At 71.7% G+C, this 17,121-nt stretch carries 12 protein-coding genes and 1 pseudogene; 5 read left to right on the plus strand and 8 right to left on the minus strand.

The annotated features are described in order from the left end of the window. A partial coding sequence (locus tag ASC99_RS26660; RefSeq protein ID WP_157531759.1) for a DNA-binding protein occupies positions 1 to 3,758 on the minus strand: 3,758 nt, incomplete at its 3' end. A 29-nt stretch (positions 3,759 to 3,787) separates the two neighbouring features. Next, on the minus strand, positions 3,788 to 4,654 hold the full coding sequence (locus tag ASC99_RS26665; RefSeq protein WP_057236700.1) for a DUF4132 domain-containing protein: 867 nt from the start codon (positions 4,652 to 4,654) through the stop codon (positions 3,788 to 3,790). Between the two features lie 281 nt (positions 4,655 to 4,935). Between ASC99_RS26665 and ASC99_RS26670 the strand changes: the two genes are divergently transcribed. Next, the gene (locus tag ASC99_RS26670) at positions 4,936 to 5,349 is read left to right on the plus strand and encodes a VOC family protein (RefSeq protein WP_057236702.1); all 414 of its coding nucleotides are present in this window, start codon (positions 4,936 to 4,938) and stop codon (positions 5,347 to 5,349) included. A 97-nt stretch (positions 5,350 to 5,446) separates the two neighbouring features. Here ASC99_RS26670 and ASC99_RS26675 read toward each other — a convergent pair whose 3' ends face one another. Next, a complete protein-coding gene (locus tag ASC99_RS26675) occupies positions 5,447 to 6,613 on the minus strand; it encodes a DNA gyrase subunit B (RefSeq protein WP_057236703.1) in 1,167 nt (388 codons plus the stop codon). 474 nt (positions 6,614 to 7,087) lie between these two features. Further along, positions 7,088 to 7,939 carry a patatin-like phospholipase family protein gene (locus ASC99_RS26680; protein ID WP_057236705.1) on the minus strand — a complete coding sequence of 284 codons (852 nt, stop codon included), beginning with the start codon at positions 7,937 to 7,939 and terminating at the stop codon, positions 7,088 to 7,090. An 86-nt stretch (positions 7,940 to 8,025) separates the two neighbouring features. Between ASC99_RS26680 and ASC99_RS26685 the strand changes: the two genes are divergently transcribed. Beyond that, positions 8,026 to 8,586, plus strand: a complete 561-nt coding sequence (locus ASC99_RS26685) for a TetR family transcriptional regulator (protein ID WP_057236706.1) — start codon at positions 8,026 to 8,028, stop codon at positions 8,584 to 8,586. Positions 8,587 to 8,681: 95 nt separating this feature from the next. On the opposite strand, the pseudogene ASC99_RS26690 reads toward ASC99_RS26685, so the two are convergent. The 3 genes and pseudogenes from ASC99_RS26690 to ASC99_RS26705 all read right to left on the minus strand — a co-directional run. Continuing rightward, positions 8,682 to 9,143, minus strand: a pseudogene (locus ASC99_RS26690) (transposase); the annotation flags it as partial. 9 nt (positions 9,144 to 9,152) lie between these two features. Next, positions 9,153 to 9,875 carry a hypothetical protein gene (locus ASC99_RS26695; protein WP_157531760.1) on the minus strand — a complete coding sequence of 241 codons (723 nt, stop codon included), beginning with the start codon at positions 9,873 to 9,875 and terminating at the stop codon, positions 9,153 to 9,155. A gap of 720 nt (positions 9,876 to 10,595) precedes the next feature. After that, positions 10,596 to 11,108, minus strand: a complete 513-nt coding sequence (locus ASC99_RS26705; protein ID WP_057236711.1) for a dual specificity protein phosphatase family protein — start codon at positions 11,106 to 11,108, stop codon at positions 10,596 to 10,598. Positions 11,109 to 11,227: 119 nt separating this feature from the next. Between ASC99_RS26705 and ASC99_RS26710 the strand changes: the two genes are divergently transcribed. Further along, on the plus strand, positions 11,228 to 12,181 hold the full coding sequence (locus ASC99_RS26710) for a hypothetical protein (RefSeq protein WP_057236713.1): 954 nt from the start codon (positions 11,228 to 11,230) through the stop codon (positions 12,179 to 12,181). Between the two features lie 109 nt (positions 12,182 to 12,290). Here ASC99_RS26710 and ASC99_RS26715 read toward each other — a convergent pair whose 3' ends face one another. Continuing rightward, a complete protein-coding gene (locus tag ASC99_RS26715; protein WP_157531761.1) occupies positions 12,291 to 13,367 on the minus strand; it encodes a hypothetical protein in 1,077 nt (358 codons plus the stop codon). 290 nt (positions 13,368 to 13,657) lie between these two features. On the opposite strand from ASC99_RS26715, the gene ASC99_RS41190 reads away from it, so the two are divergent. Beyond that, positions 13,658 to 15,967, plus strand: a 2,310-nt coding sequence (locus ASC99_RS41190) for a S8 family serine peptidase (RefSeq protein WP_304440755.1), incomplete at its 3' end; no start/stop codon positions are given. 102 nt (positions 15,968 to 16,069) lie between these two features. Next, positions 16,070 to 17,092 (plus strand): malectin domain-containing carbohydrate-binding protein, encoded by a 1,023-nt coding sequence (locus ASC99_RS41195; RefSeq protein WP_235583148.1) that lies wholly within the window; start codon positions 16,070 to 16,072, stop codon positions 17,090 to 17,092. The last annotated feature ends 29 nt before the right edge of the window (positions 17,093 to 17,121 follow it).

Genomic DNA, 17,121 nt, shown 5'->3' on the forward strand with positions numbered 1-17,121 from the left:
CCGAGCAGCGCCTCCGGTACGGCGACGCGCCGGCCGACGGTGGCGTTCCACAGCTCGGCGGCCGAGGCGACGTCAGGTCCCTGCTCCCACAGGGTGGTCGGGTCGGCCGGCAGCAGGGCGGCCAGCAGGCGCTTGCGGGCCTCACTGTCGAGGTTGCGCAGTTCGTCACGGGCGACGGCGGCGTCCGCGACCTTCAGCCCGAGGGCGGCCCGGGTCTCGGTGGGCAGGAAGTTCCGGTCGTGCCCGTCGATCCCCGGCAGCCCGGCGGTGATCAGGGCGGCCATCGTGGGCGTGACGCCGGTGAGTTCGGCGAACCGCTCGGCCGCCTCGGGCCGCCAGGGCGCCGGGCCGCGCGCGGCGGTCTCCGCGAGCACGGCGGCCACCCGGCCGTCCACGCCTTCCGCAACGGGGGCCCCGATCATCTCCACCGTGTACGGCGCGGGCGGCTCGAAGCGGCCTGACGGGTCGTGGAACAGCACGACCGACACGGTGTCACCGTTGTCCGCCTGGTCGGAGTCCGTGAAGAGCACGAACGCCCCGTCACCGAGCGCCAGCACGGTGTCCTGCTCGCTGTAGCGGTGCTTGCCGTCGGGGCCCAGCAGGTGATGGCCCGCCAGCTTCAGTACGGCCGCCCGCCAGTGCGGGGCGCCGCCGCCGAGGCCGAACCCGTCGAGGGTCTCGGCGAGCCAGGCCAGCGTCTGCCGTTCCTCCGCCGGGAGGATCCCGGAGGCGGCCCGCAGCGCGGCCGACTCGGCCAGCCCGCCCAACTTCTCCCAGCCGATCCCGGTGTAGGGGAGCGGCTGCGCGTCCGGGTGCAGGCGGCCCGCCGGGGCAGCCGGTGCCTCGGGCCGCGTCACGGTGGCGAGGAAGGCGAACTGCTCGGCGATCCGGTGGGTGGTCGAGTTGCCCCACCAGTACCCGAGGACGCCGAGACCGCTGAGCCCGGCGTGCAGCTCCCGGTCGCCCGGGCCGGTCGGCTCCGTGACGGCCGGGCCACCGGCGAGTTCCTCCGTGAGCCGGGCCGCGACCGAGTCGAGCACCCGCTGCTGGAGGGCGGTGTACCGCAGCACACCGAGCACACCGTTCAGCAGGGCCTGGTCGGTGACCCCGGGCAGCAGTGCGGCGACGGTGGCGGGCAGCGCCTTCACGTGCTCGACCGAGGTGACTGCGGCGACCGCGGCCTTGAGCAGCACGGCGGCCGTGTCGCCGTCGAGGCGGCGCAGCGCGAGCGACCCGGCCACGTCACGCGGGCGAAGGCAGTGCCAGTAGCGCAGCGGCGGCAGGATCGGGGTGCCCGCGGCGAAGTGGCCGGGAGCGGCGTCGGTACGGGCCTCGGCGGTGCGGGTGCCGTCGGCGTCGTGGAGGCTCACCTCGTAGTTGCCCTGGACCACCGCGACCGGGCGGTCCGCGCCGGGGAAGCGCAGCAGCCGGGTGGGCAGGCCGGCACCGGCGGGCAGGGTGACGCTGTTGCCGGCCAGGTCCTCGCCCCGGTGGGAGCCGTCGGGCAGGCTGACGGCGCGCCAGCCGAGCAGGCCGCCGACCGGCGCCCCGCACGGGGAGTCCACGGCGTCCGGCTCGGGCAGCACCCAGCCGTCCTTGAAGGTGCTGCCGGTCGGGGCGTCCCCGATCGCGTCGGCCAGGAAGGCCGGCAGCGAGACCCGGCCGAGCGCGCCGGTCGCCGGGTCGTACTCCCGCCAGGTGTACGGGTCCTCGCCGCCCGGGTCGGCCCAGACCCAGAACGACGTGCCGTCGCTGATCACCTGCCGGTCGCCGGGCAGCGCGGTGTCGCCGACGTGCACGACGCCCTCGCCGGTGGTCCGGCCGCCGGCCGCGATCGGCAGGCCGAAGCTGCGCAGCGTGCCCAGCCAGGTGGTGCGGGTGCCGCGGACCCGGGTGTCCTCCGGCATGGTGAACGTCCGGTCGGCGGCGGTGTGCCAGTAGCCGGTGGTCCGGTACCGGTTGGCGCGCGAGTTCCACTGCACGAGCAGCGAGCCGTCCACGTACAGGAAGCCGAGGTCGGTGCCGTTGCTGTCGCCCGACGGTATCCGCAGGTCGTGGGTGAGGACGGTGCCCTCGGCGCCGATCACCCGGGCCTGCGAGGGGCCCGCCGCGATCAGGTGCGGCCAGGCGTCGGCGACCACGATCTCGTCGACGTCCTTGCGGGGCACCAGAGTTGAAGCCGCCTCGTCCCAGGCGGGCCAGCCCAGCTCGTCCAGGATGCCGCCGCGCAGTGTCCGGGCCAGGGTCTGCGACAGATCGAAGCCGATCGCCGCCCTGACCTCCTGCTCGGCGAGCACCAGCACCTCCCCGGGCAGCCAGCCCAGCCGGGCCAGCGCGTCGGGCAGACCCGGCAGGCCGGCCACCGCCGACTTCGCGGCGACCTCCGCCATCCACTCGGCGAGCATCGGGCGGCCGCCCGGCGAGCGGGTCAGCACGCCGAACGCGGTCCGGCCCTCGTGGTCGTTGGAGATCCGGTACGCGCCGCGCCGGAAGGCCGGCCGGAACCTCGGGTCGGCCTCGACGGCGAGCAGGTCGCGGCGGCCCTCCTCGTCCTGGGCCCAACCCTCAAGGCCGAGCGCCGTGTTCTCCTCGGGGTCGGCGACCGGCAGACCGAGGGTGAGCAGCTGGTCGAGCAGGTCGACGTCGGCCTCGACGATCGGCAACGCCCCACCGGAGAGCGCGAGTTCGGTACGCAGCTGCTCCGCCATCCGCTCCACCAGCGGGTACAGCGCCAGGATCCGGGGCGCGCGCCGCCAGCCCCGGTCCCGCCAGGCGGTGAACCGGCCGAACCAGCCTGCGCTGCCGTCGGCGGGCCGCTCCGCCGCACCGCCGCACAGACCGGCGTCCGCACCGGACTCGGCGAGGATCTCCAGCCACAGGCCCGGGAGTTCGCGGTCGTCACCGGTCGGCATCAGGTCGAGCAGCTGTCCACGGACGGCCGCGTCGCGCCGGGCCTGCGCGACCAGCGCGGCCCGGTGGCTCCGCCACCAGCCGCCCGCCGCCCGCAACGTGGCGGGCAGGGTGAGGAGTTCGGCCAGGTACTCGCCCTCCGCCGCATCCGGGTCGGTGCCCGCCGCCCGGGCCAGCTTCCGCAGGTCGGTCGCCATCTGCGCGGACGGCTGCAGCCCGCCTGCGGTGCGGCGCACGCAGAGCAGCCGGAACCGGTCGAACGCCTCCTGAGCCGGCACCCGCGCGGCGAGCTCCTTGCCGTACGCGGTCAGCACCTTGACGGGCAGTGCGCCCGCCAGCGCGAACTCCAGGAACACCGCGTCGATGCGGTCCTCGTCCAGTGCCAGGCCGTGCTGCGCCTCGGCCCGGCGGGCCTTGGTGAACAGCTGCGCGGCATAGGTGGCGTTCTCCTGACGCCGCCCGGCAAGCTCCTGGTAGGCGTCCAGGGCGGCCTTCGGCTTGGACTTCGCCTGCCGGGCGATCCGCTCCAGCTCCGGCATGATGCCGAGCGCGTGGTGCCCGTCCTCCGGATGGTGCGCGAGCACCCACTCGGGGAAGCCCAGTGCCTGGCGCAGCCCGAGACCGACCTCGGTCGGTTCGCCGTCCGGCTGCAGGCCCAGGTACCCCGCGGCCAGGTCCTCGGCCGCGCCGAGCTCGCCGGGGACGAGCCGCACCACGACCCGGCCGTCCAGGCCGGGGTGGCGGTAGCTGCGCGCGGTGAGCGCCACCGCGCGCTCGCCCGCACCCTCGGTGCCGGGCGGCAGCACGGCGCCCGCCAGCAGCAGTTCGGCCGCCTGATGTTCCGTCATTGCCGCTGTGTATCCCTCGGTGTTGTCGCTCATGCGTTCTTGCCCTCCTCGACCGTGCGCCCGGCGTACAGCGCCGCGGCCATCCGCATCCCCTCCGACCAGGCCACCGGCCCGACCTCGGGCAGGGCGATCGCCCGGCCGTCCTGGTCGTGCCAGCTCAGCCCGCCGGTCTCGGAGTCGCCGTCCCAGTACGGTTCGCCGATCCACACGTGCGCCTCGACGGTCTGTCCGCCGTCGCGCACCCGGGAGGTGGCGTAGCCGCCGGAGACCCGGTAGCCGAGCGAGGAGGCGCGGGCGGCGAGGCCGAACCGCGACGGGTACCGGCCGCCGGCGAAGTCCTTCACCTCGGTGCTGTTCTCCGCGAACTCGGCCGGCCGCAGCCAGCTCGCCCGGTGGATCTGCTCGACGCCCTGGACGACGCCGAGTTCGGCCGCGAATTCGCGCAGGTCCTCCAGGTCGGGCAGCAGCACCGGGTGCGGGAAGGTCACCGTGGCAGGCGAGATCCGGACGGTCTCACCGTCCAGGTCGACCAGCCGCAGTTCGCCGTCGGCGGTGACGTCCCGCAGCAGACCGACCTCGTCCTGGTCCGCGCCGACCACCACCAGGTCGCGCAGCGCGGCCTGCCAGGCCTCGTCGGGCCAGACCCGGGCCAGCAGCCCGGTCGGGACGGGCAGCGAGGACACCATCCAGGCATCCGCCTGGGCGACGCAGGAGGCAGCATGCCGGTCCAGCCACTCGGCGAACCGCCGCAGCCGATCCGTCTCGGGATGCTCGCGCACCGCCTTCGGCAGCGTCTTCAACTGCCGCCCCGCAGCACGGCCACCCGTCGAACGTGCCGTCACCCGGCCCTCCAGAAGGGTAACTTCGTACCCTTCGCCCGCCGCCAGCCAGCCCATCGGTCCCCACCTCAGTCTCGTACAAGTCGCCAAGAACCACCGCAGAGACGGAGGGAAACGGACACTCCGTACGGTGATGCGGAAAAGCTAGCGGCTCACACGGACATTCCAGCGCGCAGGGTCTCCCCCAGCCCCTCGGCGACCTCCCTGACCGGTCGTCAATCAGCCTGAGGACCGGTGCCGGGCTCCGCACGCGGACAGGGACGGGGAGTCGTACCGGCTTGCGGCAATCCGTCGCCTAGTCTCGTTGAAGCGACATACCGTCAGGAAAGGGATATCTCATGTCTTCTCGTCTCAATCCGTACATCAGCTTCAGCGGCGACGCCCGGCAGGCCATGGAGTTCTACCGGGACGTCTTCGGCGGCACCCTGACGGTGAACACCTTCGGCGAATTCGGCCAGGCGGGCAGCGACATCGCCGACAACATCATGCACAGCATGCTCGAGACCGACAGCGGCTTCACCCTGATGGCCGCCGACACCCCGCCCGGCTGGGAGCACAAGCCCGGCAACAACGTCTCGGTGAGCGTGAGCGGTGACGACGCGTCCGAGCTGCGCGGCTACTGGGCCAAGCTCTCCGAGAACGGCACGGTCTCGGTCGCCCTGGAGAAGCAGATGTGGGGCGATGTCTTCGGCATGTGCACGGACCGCTTCGGCATCATCTGGCTGATCAACATCAACCAGCAGCCGGCCTGACCGCCGTCGCGGATCGTCCTTCTCCGCAGCCGCGCTGCCCGCTGCGCCCCGACCGTCCCCGCCTCCCGATGAACCGGCGGGGACGCTCGGCTGCCGCTCAGCGCTGGTGAGCGTCCCGGGTGATCCGGCCGATGATGGCTGCGGCCTGTTCCGGGTGCCCGTCCAGCCACTCGCGGAGGTGCTCCTGGACGGCCTGCCCGACGCACGCCCGGACTGATGCATTGCCCAGGCGGTCGCGGGGGGAGAACTCGAACTCGGGACAGTCGAGCTTCACCGACACGACTGCCGTCAGGCCCTCGCCGATCCGGTCGACGCCGAGGTCGGGGTCCGCCTCAGTCAGCAGCCGCCGCTCACGCGCGTAACCGTTGACCGCAGCCGCCATCCCGTCGCGGAATCCCATCTCGTGCGTACCATCGCCGGACGTGGGCCGGGAGTTGACGAAACCCAAGACCCGCGCCTCGCGGGAGGTACGCCACCGGAGGGCCACCTCCACCGCCCCCGCGATCGTCGGGTGCTCCTGCTCGAAGCCGATGACGTCCGGGTGGACAGGTGCCCCGGCCCCCTCCTCGAGGAAGCCGACGAAGTCCCGTACCCCGCCCGGGAATCGGAACCGCACCGAACGGGGTTCGGCCGGGCCGCGACAGTCGGTCAGCGAGATGTCCAAGTCCCGGTTCAGGAAGGCCAGTTCTCGGAAACGATCCGCCAGTGCGCCGAACGAGCACTCCGCCGACCCGAAGATGTCGCCGTCGGGCCAGAACGCCAGGGCGGTCCCGCGTCCGACCGCCGGCCCCGCGTCGGCGGGCGGGGCGACTGCAACGCCGCGTGCGTACTCCTGCACCCAACGCACCCCGTCGCACTGCACCTCGGCCGTCATCCGGCTCGACAGGGCACTGACGGTGCCGGGCCCCATCCAGAAGTGACCGGGCGTCACATCGTGGCGGCTACGGTACGACGCCCTGGCCTCCATCCGGGTCAGCAAGGCTTCGAGGCTGGAACCGCCGGCCTCCGCCGGCCCGTCGATGCGAACGCCCGGGCCGTCGTCGGCGACCCGCACACCGGCGTCAGCGGTGAGAGTGATATCGACGCAGCCGGCACGGCCGGCCAGCACCTCGTTCACCGCTCGGCCCGCGACCTCGAACACCATCCGGTGCAAGCCTCGTTCGTCGGTCGAGCCGATGTACATCCCAGGCCGCGCCCGAACGGCATCCCACCCCTCCAGCACCTGGATCCGACTGGCGTCGTACGCGTTGGAGCCCTCACTCATGACGTCCCCTCCCGAAGGTGTCCTGCGGAACTCCAAAGCCTAGGCGAAATTCCACAAAACACCAGGTCAGAGCACGTTTGCCGACGGCGCCCGCGGACCCTGGGGCGACCTTCCGGCAACGGTCGACCTGAGGGGTTCGGCCTGCCGCCGGATCACGGCTACGGGCCCCGCAGCACCCCGCACGACACCATTCCGCGGCAGCTCCGGGTCCCCAATTCGGAAAATTTTTGCGCCTTGGACCGAGCTACCGCATCCACCAACGAAAGCGCTGGCGTGAGTTGGAGCTCGCGCAGATAGGCGCGGCGATGGCACCCCAGCAGAAGTGCAGGCACAGGTCTTGGTGATCACGGAGTTGCAACGCTCTGTGATCACCGGGGAGACCGGTGCCTGCACTTCCGTCATGGCTGACCGAACCGTCTTGAGGTCAACTCGGCGCTGGGCTCCCTCGATCGGCCGGCCTGACCTGATCGGTGGTCAGCCCGCGTCGACTTCTGTCCTCCACGTGGAGCGGAGCTGTGCGCCGACCTCGGCGGCTTGGCTAAGACCCGCCCGGTAGGCCGGTTCCCAGGCTGCCAGGTCGCCCGGGTCCGAGCCGAAAGCGCGCACCGAGGCGGGATCGGGGCCGATGGTCACCACGTGGTCCGCCCCCACGGCCTTCAGCTGCAGGTTGAGTGGCTCGCGGGGAAACAGGTGGGCCATCGGCTCGACCACGACCAACGTGCGGGCGCCGGCCGCGAGGTCGGCGTTGGTGCCCGACCGCAGCGCACCGTCCATGTACCGCCGGCCGTTGATGGCAACCGGCGGCGCGGCCCCGGGGAATGCACTGCTCGCCGCCACCGCGTGCACCAGCGGCACGCCGCTGTCGCGGTCCCACACCACGGGCTCGCCGGTGGCTGCGTCCACGGCGGTGATCAGCAGTCGTCGTCGCTTCGGCCACGCGTCCGCGCCGATCAAGGCGGCGCGCCCCGCGAGCAGTGCCTCATCGGCTTCGGGGTCGGTGCTGTCAAGAGCGAGCCGGCCGACGCGGCGCCTGGCCTCGCCGGGTTCCAGGCTGCGGTCGCCGAGCACGGCGAACACCTCGCCCATCCGCGCGGGGTCCGCCTTGAGCCGGTGAGCGTCCGGGCGATCCGCACTCGCGAGCCGCCCCGGGGCCTGCCCGGTGGCGAGTACTGCTCCGACGATCGCGCCGGCCGACGTGCCGACGATCAGGTCGGCTTCGCCCAGATCCACGCCGTCGCGCTGCAACCCGTGGGCCAGCCCTGCCATCCAGGCCGTGCCGACGGGACCCCCGGGGCCCAGGACGAGTACTCGGTCGCAGGTCTGCATAGTGGTCTCCCCTCATTATTGAAACAGTCGTACCATATACTCGTCGACGCCGCTCCAAATCCCGAGCTGCTGAGAGGAGATCCATCGTGGGGCGACCCGCAGATCCCGCCCGGCGTGATCGCACGCTGGCGCGGGCGACCGACTACGTGCTGGCGCACGGCCTGGCCGGGCTGAGCCTGCGACCACTGGCCGCGGCCCTCGAAACCAGCCCCCGGATGCTGCTCTACGACTTCGGCAGCAAACAGGAGTTGGTCGCCGCAGTCCTCGCCGAGGCCCGCCGCCGAGGTGCGGTGCGCCTGGCCGGGCAGCTTCCGGCGGCGACGGGCTCCGTGCAGGAGCGACTGCGTGGCATCTGGGCGTGGATCAGCGCGGACGAACGTGCGCCGTTCGTCCGGCTGTTCTTCGAGGTGCACGCCGACGGCCTGGTCCACCCCGAGAACTACCCCGACCAGGGCCAGGCGATCACCGACTGGTTCGACACGCTCGGTGCCACCTTCCGCGACGTTTCCACCGGTCCTGAGGACACCGTCACGCCCACGTTGGTCATGGCCGTCGTCCGGGGTCTGCTGTTCGATCTCACAGCCACCGGCGACCGCCACCGCACCGATCGTGCATTGGACCGCTTCGCTGGACTTCTCAGGCAGTGAACGCACGAGCGACTGGGGCCACGCCCGGGCGGCACCGCCCGGGCAGGGACGGAAGCCGGTTCGGTGTCAGGAGTGTGGAAGCACCGCCGTGTCGGTCAGCGATGCCGCGACTGCATCCGGCGGGTTGATGCCCGGCTTCGCCCAAGGGTCGGCTCGGTGAGGTCGAAGAAGGCGTCGATGACGGTGGCTCGGCGCTCGTAGCAGCGGGCGAGGCGATGGAAGGCGTTCTGCCAGGCGTGGGTTCGTTCGACATGCCACCTCTGGCTTGCCTGGATCGGTGCCGTCTCGCCCTTGTGTGCGAGGCGGCCGTGCAGCCCGCGTTCGTCGAGCAGGGCGCAGGTCTTGTCGAAGTCGTAGCCGGCGTCCAGGTGCACGGTGACGTCCTCAGGCAGCGGTCCCAGATCGTCCAGCCGGTCCAGGCTCGGGGCAAGCAACGGGGAGCCGTGACGGTTCGGTCCGGCCAGCACGCGCCCCAGCGGGATTCCATAACCGTCCGTCATGCCGGAGCGTTTCAGCCCTGCTTTCCGTAGGACTTCAGCGCGATCTGCTTGAGTACCTAGGTACTACTAACGGTTCGGGTAGTAGGCCGGGAAGCACACAGCGCCGTCCGCGCCGCAGATCTCGGTCTCCGGAATCTGGCGAGAGTGCTTCTCGTAGGAGATCAGGCCCAGCTTGCGGCCCGAAGCGAAGGCCAGGACGGCGTCGTGGACCGGGCCCGCCGCCTCTGGCGTCGCCCCCTTGTAGTCGTACGGGCCGTGCTCGCCCTCGACGATGGCAAGGAAGACAAACAAGCTGGGCTGCTCGCCGGGCTTCTCCTGGTACGGCTCGCCCGTCGTCACGTTCAGGACACCCTTGCGCGGCCAGCTCTCCGGCAGGGACCCGCACTCGACCCTGGCCAGCCCCTCGCGAACGATCGCGGAGCAGTACGTACGGTCGTCCTTCATCCACAGGAGCTCACCGGCGTCCGGCGCATCCCTCCGGATCACCGCTACGAAATCATCGGACGGCATCTCGTGGGACGGCAGCGACTTCATGCTCTTGCGGACCGACGCCAGCATCGGTCCGTCCGCGACCGTGGGCCTCGCCGCCCCGACCGGGACGGCGGGCCCCGACGAGGATGCCGGCTTGGGCGGCGAGGGCGATGCAACGGGTGAGGCCTGCGCCTGCTGCGACTGGGGCGGCGCGGATCCCGACGGCGGAGGCGTCGTGCACGAAGTCACAGCCAGCAGTGCCAGTCCGTACCCCGCTCCGCGCGCGACGAGCCTGAGCCCGTGCCTGTTGAGCGCCATCTGCCCCACCCCCATGGTCGAACCCCCGTGCCCCTCGAACGGGGCGAACCCGCCGAAGCGTATCGCTGGTGCGCGGCCTGGGTACCGGCCGCGCCCGGCACCCAGGCCGCTGACCGTCCCGCCCTGTCCGTCAACGGCAACCGCGCACACATGTCATGAGGGGTTCGGAAACAGGTACTGAGCCTGGCAGAAACGCCGAGCCGGATCCACTCGTCGCGACGGTTGGGCAGCATGGGTGCTGTCAGCACCTGTGATGCCACCACTCCAACTCCGGGTCTGCCATCGTCTCGTGATGCGTTCGCCCGAGCAGCACCACGTCCAGGCGCTCGACCTGCACCCGGAGTTCGCCGGCGGCCCTTGGCGGAAGCATGCACAGGGCCTCTTGTAGCTTGTCCCGCGCCCAGCCCTCGCCGCAGCACGGGCAGGTGAACTCAGCCTCCCATCGCCTCCACCGGCGCTTGGTGCCGTGGACGCGCACGGACCACACGCTCAGCGCCACTGACACAATGCCCGGAGACAATCGCTCCCGTTCGAGCACACGGACGGCGGCATTCGCCGCTCCCGACAGGCCTGGGACATCGCGATACCGCACCCATGGGCTTCCCCAGTCACGTTCCCGCGACCGAAGTGAAGTTGGTGTTCTACGCGGCACGGCCCCTTCGGATGCAAGTCATGGACGGCATCCTCCCACGGTCCAAGATCGGCCGGACAGAGCCTGGGTCAGGTGAGGGCGTCGAGTCCGGTCAGGAGACAGGCGACGTCGAGACCGGCGGTGAGGTACTGCTCGAAGGTCTGGTTGTTGAGGGCCCAGGGTGACCGCCTCCGCCTGATGACCTCGACAGCTGTGGCGGCGTCCTGGCCCAGCTCGATGAGGGCCTGCGCCACGACGAGGCCGGAGCGGTTGTAGCCGGAGTGGCAACGGACCAGGACGGTGCGGCCGCTTCGCACGGCGTAGCTGGCGGTGAGGGCAAGCTGCTGGACCGAGCGGATCTGTTCGACCGTCAGGGGGCCGTCGGGGATCTCGCTGATCAGATGCTCCACGCCGGGGTGCGGTCCGTGGCCGGGGAGGGTGAACAGGCTGATGACCAGGTCGAACTCGCTGCCCGCGATGGCCGGCTGCAACTCCCCGGTCTGGTCGGTCCAGTAGTGCCCGCCCATCCACAGCAGAGGTCTGATCTCGTTCCAGGGTGCCTGCGGTCCGGGGGTTTCGCGATCCTTCTGACGCGTTTTCACTGTGCTCCTCTCCCCAGGGGTCAACGACATGTGCAGGAGCTCGCGTTCCCTGAACAAGTGCCCAGTCGCCGTCGTCTGAGTGTCCGGTCTCGCAGGTCGGTCTTGGCATACTTGCGGCCGTGCCGATAGCCGATGACCCCCACCAGCCCCCGTCCGACCGCCCGAACCGGACCGGCGAAGACCCGTTCGAGGGACTGCTGTTGGACGAGAACTTCGTCCAGGGCGCTGCCGTCCGGGAACGCACCCGAATGCTCTCGGCACAGTGGCGGCTCCACGAGCCGGTCGACCCCGGTGGCCGCCGATGGTCACCGAACCGTCCCCGGAACGCCTGGTGGTCACGCTGGTCGGACTCCCGGGGGCGAGCCGTGCTGGCGGTCCTGTGCGGGCTGACCGTGCTGCTGGCGGCGATCTCGTACTGGACCGGCCGGGGTCCGTACGCCGCCGACCGGTCCGCCCCGCCCGCGCCGCACCTGTCGCTGCCGTCGGTGGATGCCGCGCTCCCCGGGGGCGGGATCTTCCCCGGCAGCAAGTGCGGCACCAAGGGCTTCCACCACTTCGCCCTGCCACCCGCCGCCGAGAGCGGGCAGTCGAGCGCCCCGGGGCCGCAACTCACCCTCGGCTCACACGGGTTCGGGTCAATGTCGGCGAACGATCCCGGCGTCTTCACCATCAGTCTCCTGCTCGCGCCCGGCCCGTCCGGGCCACTGGAACTCGCTCAGCCGTTCGGCCCCGAGGGCGTGGCCATGGAGATCGAGGGCCCGGACGGACTCGTCGCTGCGGCGCACCACCTGCCGGTCGAGCTCGACAGCGACACTGCACGCACTCCGGAGGGCCGGATCCGTCCCATGGCTGTTGAGGTGACGGTGCCCGCCGCAGCCCTGTGCCCGGGCTACAACGGCATGTCGGTGGCACGGGACCTGGTGTGGCCCATCGACACCCACAACACCATCACCGGACCGCCGCGTTACACACTCTCCGTCTCGGTCTCCGACCCCGCCATCGGCACCCTCCGACGCACCTCGGGTTCACCCGTCGCGGGCGACGTCCTGACCGCCGACAACCTCCTGCACTGACGAGGTATCAGGGGACCAGTGCCGTCCGACAGTACGCTCCAGCCGCCGTGACCCGATCAGCGCGAAAACGCGGGGCAAGTTCGGCAAGTTCATGGCAACCGAGCGAGAATCAGCGCCGAGACGCGCCGCCGCCCGCCGACCAGCGCAGCAGGGCACCGCCCTCCAGCCGAACCAACTCCCCTGCGGCACGGTGGTGGTGGGTGGGATGGAAGCCGGGAACAGTACCCAACAACGAGCCGTCCGACGGATCCCAAACCTGCAGGCCAGGGCCGCCCGCCGAGTACAGCAGCCCCCGATCGGCGAACAACTGCCCCGCCGGACCAGCGAATTCGACCACCCGGGCCGCCTGCTCACTACCGTACGGAGTGACCGACCGCCCGGTCACGTCCAGCACGGTCACCCCGGGGACGATCCGTTCTCGTCGGTCGCCCAGCCCACCGATCGCCACCCGGCGTCCGTCCAGCCAGGCGATCGGCCGGTCCCAGTAGTGGTCGCAGTCCGCCAGTACCACCCAACTGGGCCCGCCCTCCGACTCGTACGGATTGCCGTCCAGCCAGTCGTGCAGGCTCCAGGCCGTCACCGATCCGACCGGGTGCCAGATCCACCCGTCGTCCACCAGGAAGCGGCCGTCCGGCCCGACGTGCAATGCGCCGTGGTAGTAGTCGAGGTCATGCTCGCTCCCGGGCCCGGTCTCCCGTGCGGTGAGCAGCTGCCCGCTCGCCGGGTCAGAGACGTCGAGCCGATAGCTGAGGGTTCGGTGCACCAGCACGGTGCGGCCCCGGTGCTCGGCGAACGCCAGCGAGAACGGGACGGTCTCGGTGTCGTCGTCATCACCGTGCAGGACCAGCCGACGCGCACCGGTCCGGAGGTCGAACACCTCACCGTGAAGCCCGTAGTCGAGCACCACCGCCGCGAACCGGCCGTCCACGGAGGCATGCAGCCGTCTGCGCTGCTCATGCCCGTCCCACGGTTCAACCCCCTCGGGGACGGTGACGCCGGTCCGGGCCGGGGCGGACCAGCGACCGGTCTCCAGCGACCAGCGCACGATCCGTCCGTCCTCACACAGCGCCAGCCACACCGCCCCGGGCCCGTCCACCGGCGCCAGGTCGACCACCGGCCCCATCCGGGCCGGAACCGGGGTCACCCGGATCGCCCGGTCGATCTCGGCACCACCGTTCACCAGCACACTCGCTCCTCTGTCGGCTGCCTCGTCCCACGCCGCGGCCAGGGCACTCAACCACACCGCAGGCAACCGGGCCCAGCGGATTCCCGCTCCGCACGCCCACACTCCCTCACCGCGTCTGACTTCACGTCAGCGAGCCGAATCCTCAAGCTACTTGACACTAATGGCATGTTCCTGCCACCACCAATCGGTTTCCCGCCCGCATCCGTCCGGGCAGGGATGGCGACCGCACCACTGTTCTCACCCGTCCGCGCGGCGGCCATCGGCCGCCGCCACCGCGTGAAGGAGAATCCGTGGCATTACGAACCAGCCGTTGGCGTACGGCCCTGACCGGCCTGCTCGCCGCCCTCGCCCTCCCGACGGTCACCCTCGCCGCACCCGCCTTCGCCGCACCGGCCGCGCCACCGACGCCGCCCACCACGACCGCATCCGCGACCGCACCCGCCGCCAAGATCGAGGCGAAGGTCCTGGAGCAACTCGCCGACGACGACAAGGCGGTGTACTGGGTCCAGCTCAACTCCCAGGCCACCACGGTCGATGCGCAGCGCGCCACCACCAAGACGGCCAAGGCCGAGGCCCTGCTCCGCGCCAAGACCACCCACGCCGACGCCACCCAGGCGCATCTGCGTGGCCTGCTCGACGCCGTCCGGGCCGACTACCGCTCGTACTGGATCGTCAACGCCATCCGGGTCACCGGCGACCGCAAGCTGCTGGACACGCTGGCCGAGCAGCCCGAGGTCGCCTCGATCCGCGCCGAACAGACCGTCAAGCTGGACGAGATCGTCCCCGGCACCGCCGAGCCCAAGACACCGGACGCCGTCGAGTGGAACGTCGACCGGATCGGCGCCCCACGGGTCTGGGACGAGCTGGGAGACCGGGGCGAGGGCATCGTCGTCGCCAACATCGACTCCGGCGTCGACTACACCCATCCGGCGGTCAACACCCAGTACCGGGGCCGGACTTCGGACGGGGCGTACGACCACAACTACAGCTGGTTCGACCCGGCGAACGTCTGCCCCGCCGCCGCACCCTGCGACAACAACGACCACGGCACCCACACCATGGGCACCATGGTCGGCTCCGCCAGCGCCGACCGGATCGGCGTCGCCCCCGGCGCCAGGTGGATCGCCGCCAAGGGCTGCGAGACCAACTCCTGCTCCGACGCCTCGCTGCTCGCCGCCGGCCAGTGGGTGATCGCCCCCACCGACCTCAGCGGCAACAACCCCCGCCCAGACCTCGCCCCCGACGTGGTGAACAACTCCTGGGGCGGCACGCTGTACGACGACTGGTACCGGCTGACCGTGCAGGCCTGGGTGGACGCGGGCATCTTCCCCGCCTTCTCCAACGGCAACAGCGGCCCCGGCTGCAACTCCAACGGCTACCCGGGCGGTTACACCAACGGCTACTCCTCCGGCTCCTTCAACAGCGCCGGCGCCATCTCCAGCTTCTCCTCCCGGGGCCCCGGCGAGAACGGACAGGTCAAGCCCGACCTCGCGGCCCCCGGTGAGAACGTCCGCTCCAGCGTGCCGGGCGCCGGCTACGCCGCGTTCAGCGGTACCTCGATGGCCAGCCCGCACACCGCCGCCACGGTGGCCCTGATCTGGGCCTACGCACCCTCCCTGCGCGGCAACGTGGCCGAGACCCGGGCCCTGCTCGACCGCACCGCCGTCGACACCGACGCCACCGCCTGCGGCGGCACGGTCGCGAAGAACAACGTCTTCGGCGAAGGCAAGCTCGACGCCTACGCCGCCGTCTCCGCCGCCCCGCACGGCCCGGTCGGCACCCTCACCGGCCGCGTCACCTCGGGCGGCACCGCCCTGGCCGGCGCCACCGTGCTCGCTGACGGCGCGATCGACCGCACCGCCGTGACCGCCGCCGACGGCTCGTACAGCCTGGCCAACCTCGCCGAGGGCAGCTACACCCTCAAGGTCACCAAGTACGGCTATCTCCCCGCGACCGCCGAGGCCGTCGTGGTCGCCGACCAGACCGCCACCCGGGACTTCGCCGTCGAGCAGGCCCCCTCCGCCACCGTCACCGGCACCGTCCGCAGCGGCAGTGCCCCGGCGGCCGGCTCGGTGGTCACCGCCACCGGCACCCCGGTCAGCACCACCGCCGACGCGGCGGGGCACTACCGGCTCACCCTCCCGCTCGGCGAGTACGACGTGACCGCGAGTTCCCCGTACCGCTGCGCCGACCAGGCCCAGCGGCACCTGTCGCTCACCGGTGACACCACCGCCGACATCGAACTGCCGGTCCGCACCGACACGTTCGGCTACAGCTGCGCGGCAACCACCGGCGAGTGGGTCGGCGGCAGCACGAAGCTGGCCCTGACCGGTGACACCGCCGCCGAGCAGGTCAAGCTGCCGTTCGCCGTCCCGCTGTACGGGGCCGTGCACACCGTCGGGTACGTCAGCACCGACGGCGTGCTGTCCTTCCCGGCCGCCTCCACCCTCTACAGCAACGGCGCCATCCCCTCCCCCGGCCTGCCCAACGGAGCGCTCTACCCGCTCTGGGACGACCTCTACCTGGACGCCAACTCCGGTGTCTGGACCGCCGCCACCGGCACCGCCCCCAACCGGGCCTTCGTCGTCGAGTGGCGCAACNCCGGCACCGACGCCCTCCAGTACTCCCTCAACACCGCCGTGCTCGGCAACGGACTGGCCGTCACCTTCCGGCCCGTCAGGACCGGCCTGCTGCGCGGCACCGTGACCGACGCCAACGACGGCAAACCGCTGGCCGGTGCCGCCGTCAAGCTGCTCACCGCCACCGGCACCACTGCCGGCACCGCCACCAGCGGCGAGGACGGCAGCTACCTGCTGCAACCCGCCGCCGGTGACTACCGGTTGGAGACCGGCGCGGCCAACTACGCGACCGCCACCGGTCCGGTCACCGTCACGGCGGGCGCGGTCCAACGGCCCGTCACCGCCCTGGCCACCGGCCGGGTCACCACCTCGGCGCCCGCGCTGACCGCCGTCGTACCCGCCGGGCAGACCCGCACCCGCACCCTCGAGCTCGCCAACTCCGGTGCCCCGGCCGCCTACACCGTCACCGAGGCGGTCGACGCCGCCTGGCTGAAGGTCGAACCGGCCGCCGGAGACCTCGGCACCGGTGCCAAGCAGACCGTCAAGCTGTCCCTGGACACCGCCGGCACCGCGCCCGGCACCGTCCTCACCGCCCAGCTGCTGATCCGCTCCGCGAGCGGCCGGGCACCCCAACTCACCGTCCCCGTCACCGTGGTGGTTCCCGGCTACCAGGCCGCCCTGGACGCCGGCGCCACCGGCGCCTTCACCGACTCCCTCGGCGACGGCTGGACCAGGGACCGCGAGTACGCCACCGGCAGCTACGGCTACCAGGGCAAGTCCTCGGCCAAGGACACCAGGGAGGCCGTCACCGGCACCGCCGACCCGAAGCGCTTCCAGACCGCTCGCGAGGGCATGTACGGCTACGCCTTCGACCAGGTGCCCAACGGCGTCTACACCGTCGAGCTGGACTTCGCCGAGCTGGACCGCAGGTCGCCCGACACCCGGGTCTTCGACGTCCTGATCGAGGACCGGGAGGTGATCCCCGACCTCGACATCACCCTCAAGGTGGGCGTCCGCAAGGCGCTCACCCAGACCTTCACGGTCACCGTGACGGACGGCCGCCTCGACGTCCGCTTCGTGGCCGGCGACGGCAAGACGCTGCTCAACGCGATCCGCGTCACCCAGCGCCCCGACCTCACCGGCTGACCCACCGTCGGGGCCGCGCAACCACCCTG

The organism is Kitasatospora sp. Root107 (assembly GCF_001424875.1).
Lineage (GTDB): Bacteria > Actinomycetota > Actinomycetes > Streptomycetales > Streptomycetaceae > Kitasatospora.

What these genes read in the sequence shown, in the direction of transcription:
- ASC99_RS26665 (WP_057236700.1), bottom strand. Translation starts at nt 4,654, where the DNA reads ATGGGCTGGCTGGCGGCGGGCGAAGGGTACGAAGTTACCCTTCTGGAG.
- ASC99_RS26670 (WP_057236702.1), top strand. Translation starts at nt 4,936, where the DNA reads ATGTCTTCTCGTCTCAATCCGTACATCAGCTTCAGCGGCGACGCCCGG.
- ASC99_RS26675 (WP_057236703.1), bottom strand. Translation starts at nt 6,613, where the DNA reads ATGAGTGAGGGCTCCAACGCGTACGACGCCAGTCGGATCCAGGTGCTG.
- ASC99_RS26680 (WP_057236705.1), bottom strand. Translation starts at nt 7,939, where the DNA reads ATGCAGACCTGCGACCGAGTACTCGTCCTGGGCCCCGGGGGTCCCGTC.
- ASC99_RS26695 (WP_157531760.1), bottom strand. Translation starts at nt 9,875, where the DNA reads ATGGCGCTCAACAGGCACGGGCTCAGGCTCGTCGCGCGCGGAGCGGGG.